The organism is Litorimonas sp. WD9-15 (assembly GCF_050271975.1).
Classification (GTDB): Bacteria; Pseudomonadota; Alphaproteobacteria; order Caulobacterales; family Maricaulaceae; genus Litorimonas.
Genome location: NZ_CP189850.1, coordinates 1,007,609 through 1,033,357, shown reverse-complemented (window position 1 = coordinate 1,033,357; position 25,749 = coordinate 1,007,609). Strand labels below are relative to the sequence as shown.

The window sequence follows — 25,749 nt, the reverse complement described above, 5'->3', positions numbered from 1 at the left end:
GCGCGCCTCTCATTTCCCCACATTTTGAAATGAGATTATCATGACCAACCAAGTAAAAATTTTCGACACCACCTTACGCGACGGCGAGCAGGCGCCCGGCTTTTCCATGACGGCAGGGCAGAAGCTTCGCATGGCGGAAGCGCTCGAAGCCCTAAAAGTCGATGTGATGGAAGCAGGGTTTGCCGCCGCGTCACAGGGCGATTTCGACGCCATTAAGTCGATTGCGGAAACGGTGAAAGACTCGACCGTAGCCTCCCTCGCACGCTGCAATGAAGGCGATATCCGCGCCTCGGGTGAAGCGATCAAACCCGCCACCAAAAGAGGAAGTGGAAGGGGCCGTATCCATACATTCATCGCAACCTCGCCCCTGCACCGCGAATTTAAATTAAAAATGTCCAAGGACGAAATTGTCCGCCGCGCCGTGGCGGGTGTTGAACTCGCCCGCGACTATACAGACGATGTGGAATTTTCCTGCGAAGATGCCATCCGCACGGAACGTGACTATCTGAAACGTGTGGTCGAAGCCGCGATCAAGGCGGGCGCGACAACGATCAATATTCCCGATACGGTCGGCTATACAACGCCAGAAGAAATCCAGAACCTGTTCGAATTTTTGACGACGGAAATTGAAGGTGGCGACGGCGTCATCTTCTCCGCCCATTGCCATGATGATCTCGGCCTCGCCGTTGCAAATTCTTTGGCAGCGGTCAGAGGTGGCGCGAGACAGGTCGAATGCGCGCTGAACGGTATCGGCGAACGCGCGGGCAATTGCGCATTAGAAGAAGTCGTCATGGCGTTGCGCACACGGAAAGATTTCTTTCAATTGGCTACCCGCGTCGAAACGCAGGGCATCTATGCCGCGTCAAAACTCCTCGCGACGATTACGGGTAATCCCGTGCCGCGCAACAAGGCGATTGTCGGGAAAAACGCCTTCGCGCATGAAAGCGGTATTCATCAACACGGCGTGTTGGCGAACCGAGAGACTTATGAAATCATGCGCCCCGAGGATGTCGGCGTCAGCACGGATAATCTCGTGCTCGGCAAACATTCGGGACGTGCGGCGTTGAAATCCCGCGCGGAAAAGCTCGGCTTCACCCTCGCCGACAATCAACTCGCGAGCGTTTTCACAGCATTCAAAACGCTGGCTGATGATAAGAAGGAAGTCTTCGACTCCGACATTGAAGCCCTCATTCTCGGCGAAGCTGTCGGGACGCAGGGGCCGTGGGTAATTAATTCACTCTACGTTTCAGCAGGGTCCGATGATAACCGCGAACCCGAGGCGATTGTCCGCCTGAGCCACGAAGACGGCCGCACGGAAACGCATGTCAGCCGCGCGAAAGGCCCGATGAACGCTGTCTTCGCCGCGATCTCGGAAATCGCAAAAATCCCGATGGAGTTGGAACATTATGCCGTGTCTTCCGTCTCCGGCGGGGAAGACGCCATGGCCGAAGCCACGGTCCGCGTGGCGACAGAGTTTGAAACCTATCAGGGCCGCGGCGCGGATACGGATACGGTGCTTGCCAGCGCCCTCGCATATCTCGACGTCATCAACCGGATTGAGCGGAGACAAGTCAGGGAGCGCGCAATCTCCGCGCAGCATTGATGATGGCGAAATTTGATGAATATCGACCCTTCGTAGGAAAATGGCTAAGTGGATTTTCTGTGGGTAAATGTGGTCTTACGCTAAACTTTTCAGGTGAGAAAGAAAGTCGGACAGAACTTAGGCTTTCGACAATGGCAGACATTTGTTTGGAGCAAGAGAATTTATTTTCACCTTACAGTGAATATGACACATATAATCCTCGTATTCTGGAGACTGTCTATTCGTTTTTAGAAAAAAAAGTCGTTTTTTTCTCATCTATTAATGGCATTCGCGCTTGCAAAATTGAGTTTTCAAACGGTCATCTATTTTGTTGGGCTAATAAAGGCGAATTACCTGACTCCCTATTTGAAGCACGTGAATATCAGAATGGTGAACGAACAAGTTGGTGGTTAATTGATAATGTCTGATAACGGAAAAACACTCTTCGACAAAGTCTGGGACCGCCATATTGCCGTGGCTGAAACAGACGCGCATCCGGCGACGCTTTATATCGACCTACATCTCATCCATGAGGTCACCTCTCCGCAGGCCTTTACGGTGCTCCGCGAGCGCGGGTTGAAAGTCCGCAGGCCGGACCGGACGCTGGCGACAATCGACCATTCCACACCGACCCTCATCAATGCGGATGGGTCCCGGCCTTTCGTGACGGAACAAGCGGGGAAACAGGTTGAGATGTTACTGGCCAACGCGGCTGAGTATGGAATCGAGACCCATGGCTGGGACAGTGACTATCGCGGGGTCGTCCACGTCATGGGGCCGGAACTGGGCGCGACACAGCCCGGCATGACGATTGTTTGCGGCGACAGTCATACCTCCACCCACGGGGCGTTTGGTGCGATTGCCTTTGGCATTGGCACGACACAGGTCGGGCACGTTCTCGCCAATCAATGTATCCTGATGCGTAAACCCAAGACGATGGCGATTGAGGTCAATGGCGAGTTGCAACCGGGCGTGACTCCAAAAGATGTCATCCTCGCCATTATCGCCGAAATCGGCGTTGGCGGCGGGACGGGCTACGCCCTGGAATATCGCGGGAATGTGTTTGAAGAGATGAGCATGGATGGCCGCATGACGGTCTGTAATATGTCGATTGAAGCGGGCGCACGTTGCGGGATGATCGCGCCGGATGCGACGACATTTAATTATTTAAAAGGCCGGAAATTCGCGCCGGATGAATATAAGGCCGCCTGCGAAGACTGGGCGTCACTCGCCACAGATGAGGGCGCGACATTCGACAAGGTCGTGACGCTGCGGGCGGAAGATATCAGGCCCATGATCACCTATGGCACCCATCCCGGCATGGCCATGCCTGTGGATGCCCTCGTCCCCGTCGCCGAGAATGAAACGGAAACGAAGGCGCTGGATTATATGCAGGTCACAGGCGGCAAAGCTATGATGGGCATGAAAGTCGACCGCGTCTTTATCGGCTCCTGCACGAATGCTCGGATTGAAGATATGCGCGCAGCGGCGGGGATTCTCTCCGGCCGCAAAGTCGCCGCCCATGTCAAAGCGATCGTCGTGCCCGGGTCAGAACAGATAAAAGCTCAGGCCGAAGCCGAAGGCTTGCACGAATTAATTAAGGCATCCGGCGCGGAATGGCGCGAACCGGGCTGTTCCATGTGTATCGCCATGAATGGTGATAAGGCGGCTCCGGGTGAACTCGTCGTCTCGACCAGCAACAGGAACTTCGCGGGCCGTCAGGGACCAGGCGCACGCACAGTCCTCGCCTCGCCGGAAACGGCGGCGGCGGCGGCGGTCATGGGCGTGATTACGGATGCCCGAACATTGGGAGCGGCAGCATGAGTTTCCAACCCTTAAAAACCGTTACGTCGAAAACTCTCGTTCTGCCCGCTGAAAATATCGACACGGACCAGATCATCCCTGCGCGCTTCCTGACCGTGACCTCACGCGATGGTCTCGGGAAACATGCGTTTAATGATTGGCGTTATGATGAGGACGGATCGGAAACCGATCACGAACTAAATAGCGACGCGGCCAAGGCCTGCCAAATTCTTGTCGGCGGTCATAACTTTGGCTGCGGATCCTCCCGCGAACACGCGCCTTGGTCGCTGACCGATTACGGCTTCCGCGTTGTGATTAGTTCTGAAATCGCGGATATTTTTCGTGGGAACAGCCTCAAAAACGGCCTGCTCCCCATCGTAATTGAGAAGCGCGCCCATGACTGGCTACTCGACAATCCGGGGGCAGAGGTCACAGTTGACCTCGACGCCTGCGAAGTCCGCCTACCCCGCAATGGCGGCACATATGGATTCGAGATCGACGCCTTTTCCCGCCACTGCCTGATGGAGGGCGTGGACGAGATGGGCTATCTGCAAAACCAATCCGATGCCATTGCAGCGTTTGAGGCGAAAAGATGAATATCAATTTCACATATCTTCCCGGTGACGGCATTGGCCCCGAAGTTGGTGAGGCCGCGATAGAGGTCTTAAACGCTGTCGCGGTTAAATTCGGTCATACACTAGAACCTGAACATCATCTTGTCGGTGGGGCCGCGATTGATGCGGGGGAAAAGCCCCTGCCGGACGCAAGTTTTGAGTCATGCCAGCGCACGGGCGCGATCCTGCTGGGTGCGGTTGGCGGACCCAAGTGGGATCATCTGAAGGGTGAAGACAGGCCTGAACTCGGTTCGCTCCTGCCCTTGCGCAAACGCCTGAACCTCTACGCCAATATCCGGCCCTGTAAACCTTATCCGGCTCTGATCGAGCGGGCGCCTCTGAAACGCGAACGGCTGGAAGGCGTTGATTTTGTCGTCATGCGCGAACTGACGGGCGGGATTTATTTTGGACAGAAAGGCCGCGACACCCGCGGGGCTTTTGATGAATGTCTTTATTCGGAAGCCGAAATCCGCCGCATCGCTATCAAGGGTTTTGACCTCGCGCAGACACGGCGCAAGAAAGTCACCTCTGTCGATAAATCCAATGTCTTGGAAACCTCCCGCCTCTGGCGGGAAACCGTCATTGACGTTGCGAAAGACTATCCCGAGGTCGAGTTAGAGCACCTCCTCGTCGATGCGATGACCATGCATATGCTGACGCGGGCACAGGATTTCGACGTCATTCTGACGGAGAATATGTTCGGCGATATCCTCACGGATGAAGCTTCCGTCCTCTGCGGGTCAATGGGGGTCATCCCCTCCGCGTCACTCTCTGATGGCAAGACGGGCATGTTTGAACCGATTCATGGCAGTGCCCCCGATATCGCCGGACAGGGTAAGGCCAATCCGCTGGCAATGATCCTGTCTGCGGCATGGATGTTACGGTTGAGTTTCGGATTGAAGGTGGAAGCCGATGCGATTGAAACGGCTGTCGCCAATGCTTTGGAACAGAACCAAACAACGGGTGACCTTGGCGGCAAGTTAAATACATCCGCTGTCGGCGAATGGATCGCCGCGAATGTCTAAGGTCAATCTCAATGATCTGGCCGCGCGGATTGAGGCAGCTGACGTCTACGGCCTCGCCAAACGCACGCCGACGCAACTTGCACCGAAACTGTCGGCGGAACTCGGGCAAAACATCTGGTTAAAACGTGAGGATTTACAGGATGTTTTTTCCTTCAAAATTCGCGGTGCCGCCAACCGGATTTCCGGCCTAAGTGACTCAGAACGCGCACGTGGTGTGGTTGCGGCTAGTGCAGGCAATCACGCGCAGGGTGTTGCGGCGGCCGCCCAATATTACGGGACAGACGCGCTCATCTTTATGCCTGTGACCACCCCGCCGATTAAAGTCGATGCTGTCGAAGCCATGGGCGCAAAAACGCAATTAATTGGTGATAATTATGATGAAGCCTGCGCGGCCGCCATTGATCATGCGGCAAACTCGGGCGCGGTGTTCATCCACCCCTTTGACGAGATAGATGTCATCGCCGGACAAGGCACGGTCGGACGCGAAATTTTAGAACAAATGCCGCGCACACCTGCCGCCATATATGTCTGTACAGGTGGCGGTGGACTGGTCTCCGGTATTGGCGCGTGGATGCATAAACACGCGCCGAAAACGAAAATAATCGCTGTCGAAGCGGCGGGGGCGCAAACACTGGGCCAATCTCTGCAGGCCGGAAAAGTCGTGAGCCTGAACCGCGTAGACGGTTTTGCGGACGGGACGGCCGTGCGCACCTTTGGCGAGACGACCTTCGAGATTTGCAAACAAGTTGTGGACGGCCATATTGCCGTCAGCAATGACGAAATATGCGCCGCCGTCAAAGACGTCTTCGAAGCCACGCGGACGGTCGTAGAACCCGCAGGCGCACAAGCCCTTGCAGGGGTTATCCAGCACATCAAATCCGGCGAAGCGCCTGAAGGCGATCTCGTTGTCACGATCTCCGGCGCGAATGTGAATTTTGACCGGATCGGCCATGTTGTGGACCGCGCGGAATTTGGCAGTGGCGAGGAAATGCTCTTCGCAGCAACCATTCCGGAACAGGCAGGTGCGTTTCTGAATTTTGTGCGGGCGCTCGGCCATCGCGCGGTGACGGAGTTTAATTATCGCTATGCGCCGCGTAAGGATGCGCATGTGCTCGTGGGGCTTAAGACACGTGACATGGAGGATCGCGAGCAAGTTATTACGGACATGGCGGAACAGAGTATTACCGTCACAGACCTGTCCCATGATCGCTTGGCCAAACGTCATTTGCGGCACATGGTTGGCGGACGCGGGGATGATAAAGCCGAAGTCTTATACCGTTTCGAATTTCCCGAACGCCCCGGTGCGCTCACCCAATTTCTGGAAACACTGGACGCGCGATGGAATATCTCACTCTTCCATTACCGCAATCACGGCGCGGCAGAAGGGCATGTCCTCTGTGGATTTCATGTGCCAAAGGGTGACGTTGAAGATCTGGAAACCCAACTCTCCGGCACGGGTTATCCCATGTGGCCGGAGACACATAATCCGGTCTATGAGTTTTTTCTGCGGGGTTAGGTCACTTAGTCTGTTTTATAGACCCAGCCACCCTTCATCACGAAATCCACGTCTTCCAATTCTTTCACATCCGCCAGCGGGTCACCATCCACAGCGATGATATCCGCGCGTTTTCCGACGGCGATTGAACCGCGATCTTCGGTAATGCCAAAAAGTTTGGCATTACCGATGGTGGAGGCTTGAATGGCCTGTATCGGGGTCATGCCCCAATCGACCATATAGGCGAATTGGCGTCCATTCTGACCATGGGGATAGACGCCCGCATCAGACCCAAAAGCGATATTTGCGCCCGCTTTGACGGCGGCTTGGAACCGCTCGCGTTGAGCTTTGCCAACTGTGCGTTCCTTGGCGAGGCTTTCCTCTAAGATACCCGCCGCTTCACCTTCGGACAGGATGTAATCCGAAACGTAAATATCCATGGAGAGATAAGTCCCCTTTTGTTTCGCCATGCGGATGCCCGCATCTGTAATGAGGCTGGAATGTTCGACCGAGTCGACGCCCGCACGGATGGCCGTTTCAATCCCGTCCGCCCCATGAGCATGGACAGCGACTTTCAGGCCTAAGAGATGCGCTTCGTCCACAATCGCCTTCATTTCTTCAAATGAGAATTGCTGTGCCCCGATCTTTGTGCCTTTGGACAGCACACCGCCGGTGCCGCAAAATTTAATAACTTTCGCGCCATATTTATTATTTTCCCGCACCTTCGCCCGAACGGCCCAAGGTCCGTCCGCGACACCGCCGCCTTTGGCTTGGGCTTCATAGGGTAGAAGGTTATTGTCACAATGCCCACCCGTAATACCAATAGACCGACCCGCCGGAATCATATGCGGCCCGGGCACATCGCCGTCATCAATGGCGTTCATCAAGTCCACATCAGCAAAGCCCGGCGCGCCCAAATTTCGAACGGTCGTAAAGCCAGCCATCAGTGTTTTCTCGGCATTGACCACGCCCGTAATGGCTGCGCGCGGTGTGGAGCGTGTCAGCCGTTTATAGCCATGAACATTGGCATCTGACGTCAGGTGAACATGGGAGTCGGAGAGGCCCGGCAAGACCGTCATATCGGACAGGTCGATCAATTCCGCGTCATCCGGAATTTCAATATCTTCAATGGTCGCGCGGGAGCCGATGGCCGTAATCATCCCGTCCTCAATAACGATGACTCGGTCTTTGAGAGCCTTGCCGGACTCAACGTCAATCATGGTCCCGGCATAGACGACCTTGGTATTGTGGTCGTCGGCGAATGCGGGTGCAGCCAGAACACTGCTGAGGAGTAAGCCCAGATAAAGATTTTTCATGATGCACCTATTTTATAAATCATCTCAGCTTGCGCAGGTCGCTTCTCTGCGTCAAGCGTCTCCGCCTGAGACACGAAAATTTTAGAGACTTGCCTTAAAAACAGACGCCAGCTTGGTACAGTCTGAGAGCGGCGTATAAGCATGGACGGAAAAGCGAAAACCCTCAGTCCGTTCGTCGTGCAAGATATCCGCTGCCTTCAAATTATTCCGCAAGAGGGTTCTGTCCGCCGGATTGACGACACAGGTCCCGCCGCGAGCTATCGGATGTTTGGGCGACACAAGCGCCTCATCCGGAACGGCTTCGCAAAGTGTATCCAGATTCTCGCGAATACGGGCGTGCAGAGTTTTGGCCTCGAGACCTGACCAAACCTCTATGGCTGCATTAGCTGCCACGAGCGGTGCTGGCGATGGCGTGCCGCCGAAAAAGCGCATCGCATTAGCAGCAAAACGGAACTGGGTAATATCCATTTCGAATGGATTTTCGTGACTGAACCAGCCGACATCCACGGGGTTGCAGTCCGGCAGGATCTCTTTCGCGGCATAGAGAAAACAAGCGCCCGGACCGAAACATAAAAATTTCACACCTGTCCCGATGACAAAATCCGCGCCCCAGTCTTTTGGAGTCACGGGAACAATGCCAGTTGATTGCGCGGCATCAATGACACTCTTGGCCCCCGCCTGTTTCGCGAGCACACAGATTTCTGCAACGGGAAGAAGGTGGGATGTGTTGGACAGCGAATGGGTGACATGGACAAAGGCCGTGCGGTCAGTGATCGCATCGCCCCAACGCTGCGCATCCAGCACATCGCCCTCCACAAAGCAAAGTTCAAACCCTGCAAGTTCCGCTTGTTTCACGACAAATCCAATCGTCGGAAAATCCTGCTTGGAGAGTAAGATTTGATTGCGGGAACTTGATGGTGGCAAGCTGTGCAATATTTTCGTCAGGGCGCTTGAAACATTTATCTGCGGGCAAATTTCCGCAGCCGTCACATCCATGATCTGCGCCATGCCGTGCCGGAACCTATCCAACACAGGCATCCAGTCCGCCCAACTCGCCCCGGATTTCCACGGGCCGAGAAAGTCGGATGTCAGAGCGGCTTCGGTGACTTTCGGCAAACACCCAACACTATGAGACAGGAAGTAATTCTCCGGAACGTGAAAATTTTTGCGCATTATTTCTTATCCAGTTTCGCGCGTTTTAGGCCATATTCGCCGCCCCAACGATCCGTCATCTCGGCCCGCACCTGCCAGAGATCAGGGAAGAATTTCTGCCTTAGGCCTTCATTCAGGATCTCCACCGGGCGACCTTTGAGTGAATTAGCCGCAACCCCGATGGACCGATAAATTAATTGCATATGGGCGTTGCGGAATTTCTGGAATTGTTCATCAAACTCGGCCAGCGCCTCCGCGATCATATAGGCGTCGTCATGGGAATATTCGCTGTCATAAATCTGTTCCAGTGTACGCTTTCCGCCCTCCAGATAAACATCTGAAAATGTCGCCCAGAGATCAGTCGGCATTTTTAAGAGGACACGAAACCCGGGACTTTCCTGTCCGCTGCCATTGCCGAGCAGAAGCCGGATTTCCTGATAATCCTTGGGCGACATTGTCTCCAAAAGGCTGAGCTGTGTCGTCATCATCTCCTGACAGATATGGACACGTCGGAACAAGGTCAGCGCCTTAAAGGAGTTCCGCGCCTGCATCTCCTCATCAATGTCGAGCAGCGTCGACGCCATGAGCTTCATCCACAGCTCCTCGACCTGATGAACGATCATGAATTGTAATTCGTCGGGATTGCAGAATGCATCCGGCGCTTTCTGTGCGGCCAGTAATTGTTCTGTGTTGAGATAGATTTCGTAGTCGAGTTTCCCCGCCCCGCGCATCATCTCTTGGTATTTTTCTCTGTTCATAAGTCTCTCCAAATTAAATGTTTAAAGGGGAAAGACCGAACTAGGCGTGACCTGTCAGCCAATGGCGCAGCACGTGCTGTGCGAGTTTAATATGCGAGACATGCCTCATATTTTGAGGGTGGCGTATTTTGAGCGGTGTGTAAACATAGGAACGCCCGCTTTAGTTTGAACCAAAGCGGGCGCTTAACGTGAGTTTCCGAGGCGTGGCCGCCTCGGCGCTTCATTGCAATCAATCCACTGGATTGATTGCGATCATTCCGCGTCAGCCAGCTTCTGCATCAGATAAACATGCTGCAGCGCCAGACGGTTCGCCGTTTCTTTCAAGTTCGCCGCCGCCGAGTGACCGCCGTCGATATTTTCATAATATAGGAAGTCATGACCCTGGTCTTCCATCCGCTTCGCCGTTTTACGGGCATGAGCCGGATGGACGCGGTCATCTTTCGTCGAGGTGATGAAGAAGACTTCCGGATAATCCGCGTCGGGGCGGATGTTGTGGTAGGGCGAAATCCGGCGCAGGAATTCCCGCTCTTCCGGTTTCTCCGCATCATCGGGATCGCCATATTCACCCATCCATGACGCACCCGCCAAGAGCTTGTTAAAGCGGAGCATATCGAGGAGTGGAACAGCGACAATCGCCGCGTTGAACAGGTCCGGACGCTGTGTGTACATCACGCCCGTCAGCAGACCACCATTGGAGCCGCCCTCAATACCGAGATGGTCTGGCGATGTAATATCTTTCGCAATCAGGTCTTCTGCGACCGAAATAAAGTCATCATAGATTTTCTGGCGTTCGGTTTTCAATCCGGCTTGATGCCATTTCGGACCATATTCGCCGCCGCCGCGAATATTCGCCAGCACATAGACACCGCCATTTTCCAGCCAGAGTTTCCCGCGTGTCGCGGAATAGGACGGGTTCAGGGAAATCTCAAACCCGCCATAACCATAGAGCAAGGTCGGGTTCGTCCCGTCCATTTCAATGTCCTTATCGCGCACGACGAAATAAGGAATTTTTGTGCCGTCCGTCGATGTCGCAAAGAACTGCTCAGACACCATATTGGACGCGTCGAACCAGCTCGGCAGAGATTTGGCCTTCGCCTTTTCGCCCGTTTCCGTATTGTAGGTCCAGAGCGTATCCGGAGTTAGGAAAGACTCAGAGGAGATAAATGCGACCTCTTCCTTGTCATTCGTATTGCCGACACTGACCGAGCCATTGGCGGGGAAGTCGAGCTTTTTCGACGACCATTTGCCATTCGTGAAATCATATTCATGCACAGATCCTTTGACATCCGTCGTCGTCGCGAGGAGCAGTTTCGATTTCGTTGTGCCGTAGCCATTCATAGAAGATTTCGCGTCAGGGCGATAAACGAGATTGATATCCTCAATTTCACCATTCTCATTGAAATCATTCCAAGCGAAACTGACGAGGTCACCGGTTTCAAATCCGCGCCAATCCTCATTCAGGGTTAGCAGGATTTGACCTTTAAACTCGCCGCCCAGATTGGACATAGTCGGGATTGGGAATTTGACAGGCTCGCCGACTTTTCCGTCCTTCATCGGGAACCAGAATGTTTCCGTGTCGTAAAATGTTGTGCTACGGGAGACGACGATTTCACGGTCGCCATTTGTGAATTCATAGACACCCGGCCAATAACCGACATCCGCCTGCTCGCCGCGCCCGATTTCAACGGCCTCAGAGAGTGGTGTGCCACGTTTCCAGACTTTCGCGACCATAGGATAGCCGGAATCTGTGAGGGTGCCTTCGCCAAAATCAACGCCGATCACGACGGTATCTGCGTCCACCCAAGACATCGTGCCTTTGGATTCTTCCGTGACAAAGCCGTCCTCGACCCAAGTTTTGGTCTTGGTATTAAATTCACGGCGGATGACAGCATCCTTGCCGCCATCTGAGAGATTGACGATGCAGAGCTCATTTTCGGGGGAGAGGCAGCTATTGCCTTTATAGACCCAGTTCTTGCCCTCGTCCTTGGCCAGCTTATCAAAGTCGATTACCGTTTCCCATTCTGTCTCGTCCGAGAGATAGCTGTCCAATGTGGACTTCCGCCAGACGCCCCGCACATGTGTCGCGTCCTGCCAGAAATTATGCACTTCGTCATTGCGGTAGGAGACGTAAGGAATTTTATCTTTCGAGTTCAGGATTTCCAGCGCATCATTATAAAATGTGTCATAGCGCGGATCGGCCTTGAGACGATCCAGTGTCGTTTTATTCCACGCCTTAACTTCGCCCAATGCCTCTTCGCCAAGAACCTCTTCCAGATAGAGATGGTCGGCATCCGTTTGGCCAGCAGTTGTATATTCGATCATTTCATAAGGTCTCGGTTTAGCGTCAGCTTTGTAAAGTGTGTCAGATCCAACATCAGAGGCAGCTAACTCAGCGGCATCCGTGACGGTCGTTTTTGTTGTCTCCGCTTCGCCGCCCGAACAGGCGATGAGCGCCGTAGAGGCGGTTAGCAGCAATGCGGTTTTTGAAAATCCTTTTAAGGTCATATCATCTCTCCTTTTCTTGGCACTCATAAAGCGGAGTTTGCACGTCAGAGCAAGGCGGCTTACTGTCCCGACATGATGGATCGACGCACAGTTTTGGCAAGCAGCGCCGCGATGGTAGGATTAACGGCCTGCGGGGGCGCTATGCCTGCCGCGGCAGAGCCCGGTCGGGGCTGGATCTTGAACGAGGGCGGTAAAACCATTGCATCTAGCATCACGGGCCAATCCGTCATTGGAACAGGACCAAATTTCTCGCTGGAAACGCCCTTCCGGATTGCCTCGATTACGAAACTCGTTGTGGCGATGGCGCTCCGTGATTTTGCAGCAGACGACAAAATTGATCTGGCCGCGCCTGTTTCCTATATTTTACCCTATACGCCGGACGGGCTCACACTCGGCCATCTGCTCTCTCATCAATCCGGCTTGAAAGACCCGGAGGTTTATTGGGCCGATATCCAGACGGATATTCGAACGCTTTATAATCGCGAGAGCTTCACTCACGCGCCCGGGACATATTTTCGGTATACCAATCTGAATTACGGGCTTGCGGCGACCGTGGTCGAAGCGCGTTTGGGCGAACGATTTGATCGCCTTGTCTGGAATTGGCTGACGCGGAATGGGTTTGACGCAGGACTGAACTGGTCGGGTGTATCACCCCGCAGACGCAAATCTGCTGCTGCCCTTTACCGCAAAAACGAGGCAGGAAACTGGGCTGCGACTGTCGATCTCCCCACAGATATTCCCCTTGCCAGTCCAACTTATCTGAGGCGGGATATTGCGCGACTTGACAGTTATTCAATCGGAAAAAACGGAACGCTCTTTTCCCCGCAAGGCGGAATGCGGATGAGTTTGTCCGACCTCATCAAAGTTGGAGAAATTCTTCATCAACGTCCCGACTTCCACAAACCCGTCTGGACATTTGACGGGAAGAACGGCGATGACGAAGACGCGCATTTCCTCGCTTTCGGTTCCGGAAGCTATGTCTATGACGCCGACATTTCACCTATTTCCGGCGTCCCTCTCGTCGGGCATCTCGGCTGGGCTTACGGCGCGCATACGGCCATGTTCATTATGCCGGGCACAGACATTACATTCGCCTTTGCCCGGCTCGGCTCCGGTGCGGATGATGCGACCATGACTGGCCCAGAAAATTTAGGAACGCGGGCCAACCAGTTCACGGTGCATCAGGCGCTCTTTGATGAGGTTGCGCCCATCCTCCGTACGCTTATATGAGCGCTTATGAGATTTCTGATCATGAACGGTGCGGGCAACCGCTTTGGCGTGTTTGATGCGCGCAAGGATCCCGGCTTCCGCCTGTCCGATGAGCAGACGATAGAGATCGCAAAGCCAGGCGGCGCGATTATGGGCGAAAAAGGCGCGGACCAGATTGTTATCCTGCGCGCGCCGAAATCACCGGACGCCAATATTTTCATGGAAATCCGCAACCAAAAAGGGTTCGAAGTCGATGCCTGCGGGAATGCGACGCGCACGACGGCTTGGCTTCATATGCGCGATAGCGGTACAGACACTTGCGTCGTCGAGACGAATGACGGGCTGCTCTATTGCACCCGCGCAGGCGAGTTCGAAATCGCGGTTGATATGGGCGAACCGAAACTCGACTGGACGCAAATCCCGCTGGAAGAATCCATGCATACGCATCATATCGACGTGAAAATCGGCCCGATAGATAATCCGGTCCTGAGCAACCCCGGCGCGGTCAGTATGGGCAATCCGCATTGCGTCTTTTTCGTCGAGGATTTCACGACCGTAAAACCGGACCTCGCCGGCCCCATGATCGAATTCCACCCCCTGTTCCCCGAACAAGCCAATGTCGGTTTTGCCAAAGTCCTCGCAGATGACCGCATCCGCCTGAAAGTCTGGGAACGCGGCGTCGGCATGACCCTGGCCTGCGGCACGGGCGCCTGTGCGGCGGTCGTCGCGGCCCACCGCCAGAAACGCACGGGACGCGATGTCACAGTAGAGGTCGATGGCGGCGTGTTGCACATTGAATGGCGGGAAAGTGACGGCCACGTGATCATGACCGGGCCTGTGGAATTGGAAAGTGAGGGGACGGTTTAATGGCGCTGTCACCCCGCACGTAACGCAGTGGAGATGCGGGGCCTATTGCCTATATGATGCACTCTGCGTTCTGCAAACGTTAGGTCCCGCATCAGCGCCCTTCGGGCTTGTGCGGGATGACATCTGCAATTAATTATTTCTGTGAAATTAACTCACCCCATCCCGCCAGACCCCGCCGCGAACATATCCGCTTTGGCGGGTATCCGCCCAAACGCAATCTTCACGCCGTCATAGCCGCCGGGTAAGTCGTCCGGTGCGCCGAGTTTCAGGACTGATTTTTCATATTTCTGGTTTAGCGCATCCATGACGTGAACGGCCTTATCCGTCCTCGGCAGATCGCGCGGGCCGGTAAACAGATCGCCGACAATCTCGTCTTCTTTAATGACACCGTGCAGCATGATGGAGACGTGCATGAAGTCCGACTCCCGCGATTTTCTCACAATCCCGTCAAAGGTCTCCGCCACAATCCGGTGCAGCGAGAAATCATCCCGTACCGCTGGAAATTCACGATCCATGGCGAGGCGCATCCCCTTCCCCGTCTTGACCGAGACCGTCAGACGCGTCGCAAAGAAGTCATCCGCCCGCAATCGCCGCGCCGCGTGGGTCGTCAGAATCCGCAGACACTCGCCCGCCTTTTTCGGGTTGCGCCAACTCCGCGCCAGCACCCGCGAATGACCGAACATGGAACGCTTGGTGGCGGGTCGTTCCGTGTGTTCCCCGTGCAGCGCCCGCCAGAGCCGTTCGCCCTCGACACTACCCCAAATACGACGCACTTGTTTCGGCTGTAGATTTAGCAGCCCCTCCGTCGTCGTCACGCCCGCCCGCCGCAACCGCACGAGCATCCCCCGCGCCACGCCGGGAATATCTTTTAACTCTATCCCGTGGAGGCGGTCGGGCATTTCGCGTGGATGGAACACGACGAGGCCGTCCGGTTTATTCGCTTCCGCCGCGATTTTGGCGAGCAGCCCCGTCTGTGCAATCCCAAAACTCGCCGTGACAAGGGGACCGAGCGCCTCGGCCAAATCCGCCTTGATCGCCTTCACCAGCGCGACCGCATCGGAAATCCGCATCCGTTTTAGATCGATCGACATCTCGTCCACGGACCAGGCCTTCTCGACGGGGACGTGGCGTTCTATGACCTCAATGATCGTGTGGTGTTTGCGGATATAAACATCATGCCGCGCGTGGCGGAAGACGATGTCGGGGCAGAGCGCCTCGGCCTCCGCCCGTTTCATCCCCCGCTTCACACCCGCCGCCTTGGACTGATAACAGCACGCAATCACCCCTGAATAAGGCGTCGGCGTGGGGCAAACAGCCACCGGCAAGTTGTGCAGCGCAGGGTCGGATTGCTTCTCCACATGGGCAAAAAAACTGTCAAAATCCAGAAACATGGACCAGTTACGTTTAGGCTCGGTCGCCATCAGAGGCGGAAATTGGGACGGTGTGTTCATACGAGAACGAAAGCAGAACAAACAAGGAGAGTCGAGCGAGTGGGGGATTTAGCCTGTGGATAAGACTATATTCCTATATCTTTAATTTAACGAAAGCCCGCCTAAATAATGAACTTTTCTAAATGCACGCTATACACATATTTAACATTTCGATTAACCTCACCGTTTTACGGCTATTTAAATATTAAATGCTAGTTTTTGAACGTGTCTCGCTTTGTGAAATCTTTAACTATATTGATTGGTTTATTTTTACATTTAACGGTAAGTTTTGTCGCACAAGCAGGAACGACTGACAGTGAATTAACGCTCGCACAAGCTCAATTCCAAAAAGGCAGTCAATATTATTACGGACGCGGTGTCGAAAAGAATCTGGATCAAGCTCTTTTTTGGTACTTAAAATCTGCTGAAAAAGGTCATGCGAAATCTGAGCTCGCCGTCGCTCAAGTTCTGGCTTTTGGCGATCGTAAAAAGCCCAGATATCAGGACGCCTTACCTTGGTTGATAAAAGCCCAAGGTCCACATACCAGCCCTCAAATTAGTGGCATGGAAAAAGCGGAAGCGTCCGCCACTAAAAATTTAAAATGGTTATGTCGAAAAGGTCTCGTTGATTTTCCAAAAGATCACGCCTTGGCAAAGGATCCAAATTGTTGGTTAAAGCGCGGAGACCGTTTGTTTCATGGGAGTTCTTCCCTCAATTATTATTTGAAGAAAGATAAGAAAAAATATTATGGCGTCATAAAAAAAGATTATGTCGCGTCACGACACTATTTGGAAAAAGCATTCTTTGCAGGCAAAACAGAAGCTGCCATCCACCTGGCAGAAATCTACAAAAAAGGTCTCGACGTCCAACCCGATTCTGAAAAATTTGATTATTTTACCAAACAAGCCGCAGAAGAGGGTCATGGAAAATCCAATTACTATCTTGCTGAACAAGCCTTGGAAGCTGGCGACAATCATGACTATGTCGAAAAGCTAAACTCTGCCGCCGCTGGTGACAGTTGGGAAGCCTCACAAAAATTAGCTTGGGCTTATTTTTATGGAGACGGCGTCAATCAAGATTATGAGAGAGCTTTCATGTATTTTTTCCTAAGAGAGCAATCCACATTTGTTAGAGAGCGAGACCCCCGGCACGGCGATACGAGACTTCCGTTTTTCAAAAATAAATTTCTTTCCGTATTTCAAACTGAAATTTCATTAGAGACTCTAGAACACGCCTATCGCCAAGCTGTGGACTTTGCGGAAGACCATAATTTCCGACAGTCAAAATTCGAGAAAATTGAGAGATCATATAATATCGCCGTAAGTGATTTTCATTACGTGAAAGAAACGGGCGGCGAATGGTATAAAAGCGACCTTCTATCCAAGCTTTCAATTTACTTTCTATTTTTTATCATGGTTTTGACGATTCGAACTGTCACAAGTGGCCTCATCAACCGAAAATAAATGGCGATTGGCACAAAATATGGGTTTCGTTACGTGACGGGCAAAGCGCAAAGCTGCTCTTGGAGTCTTGCGAAATCCGGTCTTTGATTCGCATTGGGTCGTAGACAGGATTCCGACAATTTTTTAAGAGTCGTTATGAAATCTATCCGACAGTCCTCGAGCTTCATCGTGCCCAGAATATCTTCCAGAAAACACCCAAAGGCTCGAACCTCAATAGATTCCAGCGCTTTGGCATGTGCGTGACTCAAGGACACATAATGCGAGGCCGCGCCGAAATCGCCGAGGAGGATGTCACCCGCCTCATTGACTAAAATATTATGCGCGTAGAGATCGCCGTGACAAATATCGCGGGCGCGCAAATGCACCATGATGCGCGACAGACTTTGTGCCATTTTCAAAACCTTTTCAGGGCTAAAAACCGTGTCTTTTAAGAACACATCGCGCGTGCAAGTCTCAAGGTTCGGCGGCTGGCCCAGATTGGAAAAACGCTCCTCAATTAATTCCATGACGAGGCCCATTTCTAACTCCGATATAATCGTCGCCAAAATAGGGATCAGGCCGTCCTGCACCCCCGCGGCGAGGCTAGCGGCAAACTCATCACGCGGATAACCATCGGATGTCACCGCGCCTTTAAATGTTTTGACGGCGAGAGGGCCTTGCGGATTTTCAATCGTTGTTGGCGCATTGATCCAGTCGCCCCGCGTGATGATACCCGACGCGCCCGCCCCCAATATCTCGCCCCGCGAAACGTCGTCAAAACTGACAGTAGGGAGTGCGTCATTTTCCGGAAAAGGCACGCAAAACGGATTGCCCGAAAATGCCAGCCATGCCAATTTTGGTAGGCCGAGCAACGCGCCCGGAAACGCTGTTAATTGATTGGCGGAAATACGGATCAGTTCCAGCGCATGACACTGCGCAATGGAAAGCGGCAACTCCGCCAATTGATTTCCCGCCAGCATCAGTTTTTGCAAATGCGGCAAGTCTCCAATGGAGTCCGGTAAATGCGTCAATTTATTATCCGTCAAGATAAGCCAGCGCGTCTGTTTCGGGAGCGCGTACTCTGGCAGTTGCGAAATTTTATTCGCCTTGAATCCGATCATTGAAAGCTTGGCGCATTGACTCAAAACTTTGGGAAAGACGGTGAAATCATTATTGGCGAGAAACAGGATTTTTAAGTGCGAGAGCCGCGCAAAATCATCCGGCAGAGATTTTATCTGATTGCCGGATAAATCGAGAATTTCGAGTGTGTCGGCCAGATCAAAAATCTCTCGTGGAACCTCGGTCAAGCCATCGGAAATTTTGACTTCGCGCAGACCGGCAAGGCGTCCATTTTTTAAATCATTAAGAGTGTGATGAGTCATAATCTACGCTTTCACCCCAACCACCAAATCCTGAATTGACCCATCCAGAACACTCTCGCGCCAACCGCCCAATTCTATCCCCTCAATCTCCAACCCCAATCGCGCATAGAGCGCCTCGACCCAATCGCGGTTAAACGCCAATGCAGCTTCCGGGTTTTCGGGCAGGGTCGTCCGGCTAACCGCGTCGACCTCGGCGTGGAAATCCATGATGGGATTTAATTTCGGCGCCTCATCCCACAGGAACCATGTGATGAGGGCTTTGCCGCCTGGCTTCAATACCCGCGCAATTTCCGAAAGATAATTTTCCACATCATTCGCGAACATATGGGTGAAGACGGAGGTCAGGAAGACGAAGTCGAACCTGCCATCTGCATAGGGAAAAACGTAATCTTTCGCCGCGACCGCACCATACGGATTGTACCGCGCATTGAAAACATCGGCATGGTCAAAGGTGAAATTCGGCACATCCGCATAATGCTCCCGGCACCAGTCAATGCCCGTCCGCTCAATATCAAACCCGGTATAGGACCCGCCGTCCAATTCCCCCACCAAAGGCCGCGCCATCCGCCCCTGCCCGCAACCCACGTCCAGAATATCCATATCGGGTGTCAGGCCGTGCTGACGAAACCGCGCCCGAAAACTCTCGCCGACTTTCGCAAAATCCCCGCCCCCGATCAGCGTATCACGTCGCGGCGGAATGCGCGGGTCTTTAATCGGGTCAACCAGATCATGCAGGGCATGACCGACACGCTTAATCGCGATGCGCGCGGAGACGGGCAGAATGGCTTTTAGAAATCGTTTCATTAGAATTTCAATAGAGGTCAAACTCTGTCTTGCAATGCCTAATCAAAGATCGAAAACGGTCATCCATTCAGAGGCTCCGACACGATATCCTCGAACATCACAAAGATGCCGTATAATTGCCCTCATATGACCTGCACCAAAAACAATCGCTATATCATTTTTTTTATTCAATGAGACTGAGAGCTCGTTATCCAATTTCTTTAAGAGTTCCAAATCTCGCCAGTGCAAAATCATATCATTCATCTCATAACTCTGAGGGGTCGACCATAAAATATCCTCTCTTGATTTGAGAACATCCATGTTCATCGCCTTTGCAATCTTCTCCCGTGTTCCAAAGAAGCGCATATAGAAACCGAATAGAGGCGAGAGGAAAAACGCCTCAACTTTCAACCGAAAAGATAGGGCGGCCCATTTTCTATCGAATTCACAAGGGTCCACATCTATATTAATTATATCTCCCGACATATCGGAAGACTTGATTTTCGATTGCAACACAAGATTGAGTTTAGGGTTCTTGACCGCAAATCTGTAACTTGAAGTCAACCGAAGTACTTTTCGGGACCTGACGCCTTCAACGCAAATAGTTTCACATTTCTGAAGCTTTGATTTCACATCATCGTAGAATGATTGCTGCGCCAAATGAACCATCGGAAACAGATGTATTTGTGGCGCTCCGAGGTCATTTACCATCACTCGATAAGCACTTCTCAAGCCGAATGAAGAATGTTCCAAAATTTGCACATTATAGAGATGTGAACCGAAAGGCTTGAATGCAAGATAGCAGATCGAACAATCGACACGACTTGACCCAACACCGCTTTGCCACCACTTAGCGGGAATGTCTGAAACCCCTGACATATCAAAGACGAAAGTCGTCACATTAGGCTGTCGCCTGAACGCCTATGAGTCTGATGTCATCGCGGCGAATGCCCGCGACGCAGGTGAAAGTGCAGCGGTTGTGATTAATACCTGCGCCGTGACAAATGACGCCGTGGCGGAAAGCCGCCGTCAGGTCCGCAAAGCCGCGCGCGAAAACCCTGAGGCTCGGATTATCGTGACGGGCTGTGCCGCGCAGATCGACCCGACCATGTTCGCCGATATGGCGGAAGTTCACCAAGTCCTCGGCAATCAAGAGAAGATGAACCCGCTCTCTTTCGGCCCGGATGCGCCGATGGAGCGCATTCGCGTAAACGATATTATGAGCGTCCGCGAAACCGCGCCCCAATTTATGGGCAGCGAGAATGCGCTTCCCATAAAAAGCCAATCGCGCAGCCGCGCCTTTCTGCAAGTCCAGAATGGCTGCGACCATCGTTGTACCTTCTGCATCATTCCCTATGGGCGCGGAAATTCGCGCTCCGTCCCGGCGGGCGAGATTGTTGGGTCTGTGAAATCCTTGGTCCGGCAGGGTTATAATGAAGTCGTGCTGACGGGTGTGGACCTGTCGAGTTGGGGCGGAGATCTGCCCGGCACGCCGCCGCTGGGCGATGTGGTCAGGCGGATATTGAAATTGGTGCCGGACCTACCGCGCCTACGTCTGTCCTCCATCGATCCGGCGGAAGTGGATGACGTGCTCTTTGATTTACTGGTCACGGATAAACGGATGAGCCCCTATCTCCACCTCTCCCTGCAATCGGGGGATGATATGATTTTAAAAAGGATGAAACGCCGCCATTCCCGCGCCGATGCAGTGGCGTTGTGCCAGCGTCTGAAAGCCGCGCGGCCGGAATTTACATTCGGCGCGGATATCATTGCAGGCTTCCCGACCGAGGATGACGCGATGTTCGAAAACTCCGTTTCCGTGGTTTCGGAGATCGGTATTCCGTGGCTCCACGTCTTTCCCTATTCCGCGCGACAAGGCACGCCCGCTGCAAAAATTTCGCCTGTTGACGGCAATATCGTCAAAGCCCGCGCGAAGCTTCTGCGTGAGGCGGGCGCAGCAGAAAAAGCGGCGCATTTGCAAACGCGCATTGGCGATGAGGACGAAGCTCTATTCGAAGAAACAGGTCTAGGTCGCCTCCCCGATTTCTCGATGGTGAAGGTGGACAATCCAGCCGAAGCAGGTAGCTTGGCGCGTGTCCGCATCACGGGCGCGACGGATACGCAATTAATTGGAACTTTGATCTAAATGGCTGAAAAGAAAAAAGGCTTTCTGAGCAAGCTCGGGTTCAAGTCCAAAGCGGATAAACTTGCCGAAGAAGCGGCAGCCAAAGCGGCGGCGCAGCAGCGCGTCGATGAACAAATGGCCGCGCGCATGGCCGCGATTAACGCGGCCGCCCTCGCCTCTGCCCGGAAACAGGACGAGGCGTCCCAGGGACTCTCAGCCGAAGAAGTCGCGGCAAAAGAGCTTGAGGAAAAACGCCTCGCCGAAATCCAAGCCGCCCGCGACGTCGCCCGGGCCAAACAGTTGGCCGAAGAGCGGGCGCGTAAGGATGAAGAGGCCGCTGCCGCGAAAGCCCGCGCCGAGGAAGAGGCCCGCCTCCGCGAGGAAGCTGAGGCTGCGCGTCTCGCCGAAGAAGAACGGCTAGCGGCGGAAGCCAAAGCTAAACGCGCGGCCGAAGATCAAGCCCGTCGCGAAGCGGAAGCCGCAGAAGCTGCTCGTATCAAAGCCGAGGAAGAAGCCGCCCTCGCCAAGGCGAAAGACGAGGCGGAAGCCGCCGCGCTGAAAGCGAAGCAAGAGGCTGAGGCGAATGTCCGCAAGGAGGCCCGCCTTGCTGAAGAGGCCAAACGCGAAGCAGAAGAAACAGCGCGCCTTGAAGCGGAACGTCTTGAACGCGAACGGTTGGAAGCGGAGCGCATAGAGGCCGAAAAACTCGCCGCAGAAAAAGCCGAGTCCGAACGTCTGAAACGCGAAGCCGAAGAAGCCGAACGCCGCGCCCGCATCGCCGAAGAACGCGCCGCCCGCGAGATCGCCGAACGCGAAGCCGCCGAGCAAGCCGAAAGAAATCGCGCCGCCAAACGCGCAGAAGCCGGCCTGCCCGAATTAAAAGCCGAGCCTGAACCACTGGCCGAAGGCGGGTTTATGAACCGCATCTCGGCGGGTCTACGGAAATCCACGACGCGCATGTCCGACCAGATGGGTGCGGCCTTTACGAAGCGCACTTTGGACGAAGCCGCGATTGAGGAATTGGAAGATATCCTCATCATGTCAGATCTCGGCTACGGGGTCACAGCGCAGGTGACGGATCGTTTGCGCGAAACGAAATTTGATAAACAGGTCACGGATTTGGAAATTAAAATCGCCCTCGCCGATGTGATTTCCGATATCCTGACCCCATTGGAACGGCCCATCGTCTTCGGCATGGCCAAGCCGCAGATCATGCTGTTTGTCGGGGTGAATGGTTCGGGCAAAACGACGACGCTCGGCAAAATCGCCAAGAGCTATACGGATAAAGGTAAGAAGGTTCTCATCGCGGCGGGCGATACATTCCGCGCGGCGGCAGTCGAACAGCTCACCGTTTGGGGCGAACGCGCGGGCGCACCCGTTATGTCTTCGGGACAGGGCACGGACGCGGCGGGGCTCGTCTTTGACGCCATGAAACGCGCCAAGAACGAAGACTTTGACATCCTGATGATCGACACGGCGGGACGGTTACAGAATCGCTCGGAACTCATGGAAGAATTAAATAAAATCATCCGCGTCATCCGCAAACAAGACGCCACCGCACCGCACCATTCCATCCTCGTCCTCGACGCGACGGTTGGACAGAATGCACTGACGCAGACAGAAGCTTTCCGCGACACGGCGGATGTGACGGGATTGATTATGACCAAGCTGGACGGCACAGCGAAAGGCGGCGTGCTGGTCGCGCTCTCAGACAAATACGCCCTGCCCATCCATCATATTGGCATCGGTGAACGGATCGAGGATTTAGAGAATTTCAGCGCCCCGGTCTTCGCGGCAGCGCTGTCCGGCGTAGCGGATGCTTTGAACTGATGGCTTTTCGGTTCACAACAGCTACCCTCTTTGCGCTTTTAACTGCGCTTTCATATGCTTTTGTCGCAGCCCATCACTCGGAGACATTCACATATATTAAAAAACCGCTTCCCAATGTCCCTGAAAGCGCGATGAGAAGTGGATATTGTTGCATGCTCTACGACATCGATAGAGATGGCCGAACACAGAACGTAGAGGCGACTTATTGTACAGATGAAGTCTATCGCCAAGAGTCTATCCGGACATTATCGTCATGGGTCTATGATAAAAAACGGCAAGACGGGACTCCTGTGGCGGCTTATAATATTACAGCCAGCATTGCTTACCGTATCGAAGATATGATGGGTGTGCCAATCTCCGGACCTCATGAATTTATGACGCCCTTATCGAATGGGGAATATTATATGGAACGGATTTGTTCGCCCTTGATTGGTTAAGTTAAAAATATCATTTAATTGATTTCAATCTTGGGAAGTCCGCGCGGGTTTTTCAGGCGGTTGAGGGTTGAACTTACGGTTAGAGGTTAAACTTACGGGTGAGAGCCTGTTGAACAGACCCACGCGGTGTTGAGCGTTTCCTTTAACCGTGTGAACCACATTCAAACCCGTCGTCAGTCGAGTTTCAAATCTGAACGGACCACCGAAACTTTCGATGATATTTGCCCGTCCCCCTCGCGACCGGACCGGTTTGCAACCCGGTCGTCCCTTGAGGAGAACAGCGTGAGTTTAAGCGTTGTTTTTCGGGGTGGGGATTATTCTCTTAGTTATTCAATTAGCGCATTGAATTTATTGATGAGTCGCAGACACATAAATGCGGATATAGTTTTGTGATTATTTTCAAACCGTCATTACCGGGCTTGTCCCGATAATGACGGAAGAGAGATAGTTTTATCTCCGCTTTCGGTGCGGGGCACGGCGTTGATAGGCGGGGTGGTTTTCTGTGCCGTAATAGCCCGTCGTTGCATCTGCTTGTGATGAAGAAATCACCTCTGTCGATACATCAACGTTATGTGTTGACGAGGTGGAATAATGCCCGCTGGTATAGCTGCCACTCGAATAACCGGACGTATTCGACACGCGTCCCGTTCCGGGCTGACACAATACCCGCCGCCATTCATAGCGTTCCGGCGAAATCAGGTTTCGCGTTTGAACATCGCCATATTCGGCGGGGACATTGACTTCATAGGCTTCAGCCGGACGGACGAGATCTTCCACCGTTACATTCGTATACTCCGCAGGGACTAGGATTTCCCGCACACCGCCGGGATCCGCCAGCACCTGCTTCGTGATCGAGCGGGTCTGTGCGGGAATCGGCGTGCGGATAACGCGAGACGGCGCGCTCATGACGCGGCGAGTCGTTGTGACGGAGGTGCCCGGTTCTTCGACGAGACACCAGATCTCGCAGCCCGGACCGCATGTGTCGCCGCCCTGCTGCGTCGTGGCGTAACTGCCACCGCGATAGCCGGAGCTGTCCCGCAAGCGCCCATCCGCCGTCGAGCGAATGATATAACCCTGCCGTTGCAGCTCCGCAGGATTGCCACGTTTCCAGACGAGATGCGGCGCACCCGTTTGCAGGCGTTCCGTCACGGTCGAAAATTGCGGCGCACTGACCGAGAGACGGTCATGTGCAGGACGCGTGACGATCTGTTCCGTACGGGTGGTATAGCGCGGTTGGCGGACCTCATAGCGGACACTTGGTTCCTTCGTCATGATTGTTTCCTGCCGCGCCTGAAGCTGGGGTTCAGTCACCTCTAACCGCGCATGTGCTTCGCTTTTGATGACGGTCTGCGTCCCCGTCGAATATTGCGCGGGAATACGGACCTGCGCGTAACATTCACCGGGATTGGCGACGGGCGGCAGGGCTTCGGGAAAGGCGGGATTACCCGCAAAGGCCGACGTCGCCGTCCCCGCTATGATGAGAGCCAAAATAGGGCTTAGCTGACGCATGGGACACTCCGGTTCAGGATAAAAGGCGTTTTCGGATAAGATGAAAAAGGATGACGGCCAGAAGCACGCCAAGAGCATTGGCGATGGCGTCGGCGACCGAGCCCGTCCGTCCCAGCCCCATAAAATGTTGTGCGAACTCTAAAACGATTCCTAAACTGATAAATCCAACGACGACCCACCCGCCCCAAAGGCGCGGCCAGCCGAGACGCGTCAGTCCCGCGAGCACACCATAAGAGAAGAGATGCAGGACCTTGTCGACATGTGGTGTGCCACCCGTCGAAAAGCTGGGGCGCAGGCTCATGTAAATCACGACAAGCGTGGCGAGGATCGAGAGAATCTGGATGAGTCGGGTCATGGGCCCCGCTATAGGCGGGACAAGCGGGCGCGGCGATGACCAAATCACGATCATTTTTGGTCGGCCCACGCCGGATATCTGTCCCACAACAGCACATATTATGATTAAGCAGGTGTAAATGTGGCGGGA

The 25,749-nt window shown here is 53.8% G+C and carries 22 protein-coding genes; 12 read left to right on the top strand and 10 right to left on the bottom strand.

Annotated elements, in window-relative coordinates:
* Positions 1 to 40 precede the first annotated feature (40 nt).
* The 6 genes from ACP9M6_RS04865 to ilvA are packed head-to-tail and all read left to right on the top strand — an operon-like array spanning position 41 to position 6,540.
* Entirely contained in the window at positions 41 to 1,603 is a 1,563-nt protein-coding gene (locus tag ACP9M6_RS04865; RefSeq protein WP_427453999.1) for a 2-isopropylmalate synthase, read from the top strand.
* Positions 1,603 to 2,010 carry a hypothetical protein gene (locus tag ACP9M6_RS04860; RefSeq protein ID WP_427453997.1) on the top strand — a complete coding sequence of 136 codons (408 nt, stop codon included), beginning with the start codon at positions 1,603 to 1,605 and terminating at the stop codon, positions 2,008 to 2,010. Before ACP9M6_RS04865 ends, ACP9M6_RS04860 begins: the two co-directional genes overlap by 1 nt.
* Positions 2,003 to 3,406 carry a 3-isopropylmalate dehydratase large subunit gene (gene leuC / locus ACP9M6_RS04855; protein WP_427453995.1) on the top strand — a complete coding sequence of 468 codons (1,404 nt, stop codon included), beginning with the start codon at positions 2,003 to 2,005 and terminating at the stop codon, positions 3,404 to 3,406. The genes ACP9M6_RS04860 and leuC overlap by 8 nt, the downstream gene beginning before the upstream one ends.
* Complete coding sequence (gene leuD, locus ACP9M6_RS04850; RefSeq protein ID WP_427453993.1) at positions 3,403 to 3,981, top strand: 3-isopropylmalate dehydratase small subunit; 579 nt, start codon at positions 3,403 to 3,405, stop codon at positions 3,979 to 3,981. The genes leuC and leuD overlap by 4 nt, the downstream gene beginning before the upstream one ends.
* A complete protein-coding gene (leuB, locus tag ACP9M6_RS04845; protein ID WP_427453991.1) occupies positions 3,978 to 5,024 on the top strand; it encodes a 3-isopropylmalate dehydrogenase in 1,047 nt (348 codons plus the stop codon). The genes leuD and leuB overlap by 4 nt, the downstream gene beginning before the upstream one ends.
* A complete protein-coding gene (gene ilvA / locus ACP9M6_RS04840; RefSeq protein ID WP_427453989.1) occupies positions 5,017 to 6,540 on the top strand; it encodes a threonine ammonia-lyase, biosynthetic in 1,524 nt (507 codons plus the stop codon). Before leuB ends, ilvA begins: the two co-directional genes overlap by 8 nt.
* A 5-nt stretch (positions 6,541 to 6,545) precedes the next feature.
* On the opposite strand, the gene ACP9M6_RS04835 is transcribed toward ilvA, so the two are convergent.
* The 4 genes from ACP9M6_RS04835 to ACP9M6_RS04820 all read right to left on the bottom strand — a co-directional run bounded on the left by ACP9M6_RS04835 (position 6,546) and on the right by ACP9M6_RS04820 (position 12,250).
* A complete protein-coding gene (locus ACP9M6_RS04835; protein WP_427453987.1) occupies positions 6,546 to 7,835 on the bottom strand; it encodes an amidohydrolase family protein in 1,290 nt (429 codons plus the stop codon).
* 81 nt (positions 7,836 to 7,916) lie between these two features.
* A complete protein-coding gene (locus tag ACP9M6_RS04830; protein WP_427453985.1) occupies positions 7,917 to 9,008 on the bottom strand; it encodes an aminotransferase class V-fold PLP-dependent enzyme in 1,092 nt (363 codons plus the stop codon).
* On the bottom strand, positions 9,008 to 9,745 hold the full coding sequence (locus ACP9M6_RS04825; protein ID WP_427453983.1) for a tryptophan 2,3-dioxygenase family protein: 738 nt from the start codon (positions 9,743 to 9,745) through the stop codon (positions 9,008 to 9,010). Before ACP9M6_RS04825 ends, ACP9M6_RS04830 begins: the two co-directional genes overlap by 1 nt.
* Positions 9,746 to 9,997: 252 nt before the next feature.
* Positions 9,998 to 12,250, bottom strand: coding sequence for a prolyl oligopeptidase family serine peptidase (locus ACP9M6_RS04820; protein WP_427453980.1), 2,253 nt, complete (start codon positions 12,248 to 12,250; stop codon positions 9,998 to 10,000).
* Positions 12,251 to 12,322: 72 nt separating this feature from the next.
* On the opposite strand from ACP9M6_RS04820, the gene ACP9M6_RS04815 reads away from it, so the two are divergent.
* Together ACP9M6_RS04815 and dapF are read left to right on the top strand one after the other, a co-directional pair.
* Complete coding sequence (locus ACP9M6_RS04815; protein ID WP_427453978.1) at positions 12,323 to 13,480, top strand: serine hydrolase domain-containing protein; 1,158 nt, start codon at positions 12,323 to 12,325, stop codon at positions 13,478 to 13,480.
* 6 nt (positions 13,481 to 13,486) lie between these two features.
* On the top strand, positions 13,487 to 14,326 hold the full coding sequence (gene dapF, locus ACP9M6_RS04810) for a diaminopimelate epimerase (RefSeq protein WP_427453976.1): 840 nt from the start codon (positions 13,487 to 13,489) through the stop codon (positions 14,324 to 14,326).
* 152 nt (positions 14,327 to 14,478) lie between these two features.
* Here dapF and ACP9M6_RS04805 read toward each other — a convergent pair whose 3' ends face one another.
* Positions 14,479 to 15,777, bottom strand: a complete 1,299-nt coding sequence (locus tag ACP9M6_RS04805; protein ID WP_427453973.1) for a Y-family DNA polymerase — start codon at positions 15,775 to 15,777, stop codon at positions 14,479 to 14,481.
* Positions 15,778 to 15,993: 216 nt separating this feature from the next.
* On the opposite strand from ACP9M6_RS04805, the gene ACP9M6_RS04800 reads away from it, so the two are divergent.
* The gene (locus ACP9M6_RS04800; protein ID WP_427453971.1) at positions 15,994 to 17,220 is read left to right on the top strand and encodes a tetratricopeptide repeat protein; all 1,227 of its coding nucleotides are present in this window, start codon (positions 15,994 to 15,996) and stop codon (positions 17,218 to 17,220) included.
* Positions 17,221 to 17,249: 29 nt separating this feature from the next.
* Here the strand turns inward: ACP9M6_RS04800 and ACP9M6_RS04795 are convergent, their stop codons facing one another.
* The 3 genes from ACP9M6_RS04795 to ACP9M6_RS04785 are packed head-to-tail and all read right to left on the bottom strand — an operon-like array spanning position 17,250 to position 20,243.
* On the bottom strand, positions 17,250 to 18,581 hold the full coding sequence (locus tag ACP9M6_RS04795; protein ID WP_427453969.1) for a leucine-rich repeat-containing protein kinase family protein: 1,332 nt from the start codon (positions 18,579 to 18,581) through the stop codon (positions 17,250 to 17,252).
* A 3-nt stretch (positions 18,582 to 18,584) separates the two neighbouring features.
* On the bottom strand, positions 18,585 to 19,385 hold the full coding sequence (locus ACP9M6_RS04790; RefSeq protein ID WP_427453966.1) for a class I SAM-dependent methyltransferase: 801 nt from the start codon (positions 19,383 to 19,385) through the stop codon (positions 18,585 to 18,587).
* Between the two features lie 42 nt (positions 19,386 to 19,427).
* The gene (locus ACP9M6_RS04785) at positions 19,428 to 20,243 is read right to left on the bottom strand and encodes a hypothetical protein (RefSeq protein WP_427453964.1); all 816 of its coding nucleotides are present in this window, start codon (positions 20,241 to 20,243) and stop codon (positions 19,428 to 19,430) included.
* Between ACP9M6_RS04785 and mtaB the strand changes: the two genes are divergently transcribed.
* From mtaB to ACP9M6_RS04770, 3 genes are all read left to right on the top strand, one after another.
* Positions 20,224 to 21,510 (top strand): tRNA (N(6)-L-threonylcarbamoyladenosine(37)-C(2))-methylthiotransferase MtaB, encoded by a 1,287-nt coding sequence (gene mtaB, locus ACP9M6_RS04780; RefSeq protein ID WP_427453962.1) that lies wholly within the window; start codon positions 20,224 to 20,226, stop codon positions 21,508 to 21,510. The genes ACP9M6_RS04785 and mtaB overlap by 20 nt on opposite strands.
* Positions 21,511 to 23,319 carry a signal recognition particle-docking protein FtsY gene (ftsY, locus tag ACP9M6_RS04775; RefSeq protein ID WP_427453960.1) on the top strand — a complete coding sequence of 603 codons (1,809 nt, stop codon included), beginning with the start codon at positions 21,511 to 21,513 and terminating at the stop codon, positions 23,317 to 23,319.
* Between the two features lie 152 nt (positions 23,320 to 23,471).
* Complete coding sequence (locus ACP9M6_RS04770) at positions 23,472 to 23,756, top strand: energy transducer TonB (RefSeq protein WP_427453958.1); 285 nt, start codon at positions 23,472 to 23,474, stop codon at positions 23,754 to 23,756.
* A gap of 450 nt (positions 23,757 to 24,206) precedes the next feature.
* Here ACP9M6_RS04770 and ACP9M6_RS04765 read toward each other — a convergent pair whose 3' ends face one another.
* Positions 24,207 to 25,265, bottom strand: coding sequence for a hypothetical protein (locus ACP9M6_RS04765; protein WP_427453955.1), 1,059 nt, complete (start codon positions 25,263 to 25,265; stop codon positions 24,207 to 24,209).
* Positions 25,266 to 25,278: 13 nt separating this feature from the next.
* Positions 25,279 to 25,620, bottom strand: a complete 342-nt coding sequence (locus tag ACP9M6_RS04760) for a VanZ family protein (protein ID WP_427453953.1) — start codon at positions 25,618 to 25,620, stop codon at positions 25,279 to 25,281.
* Positions 25,621 to 25,749 lie beyond the last annotated feature (129 nt).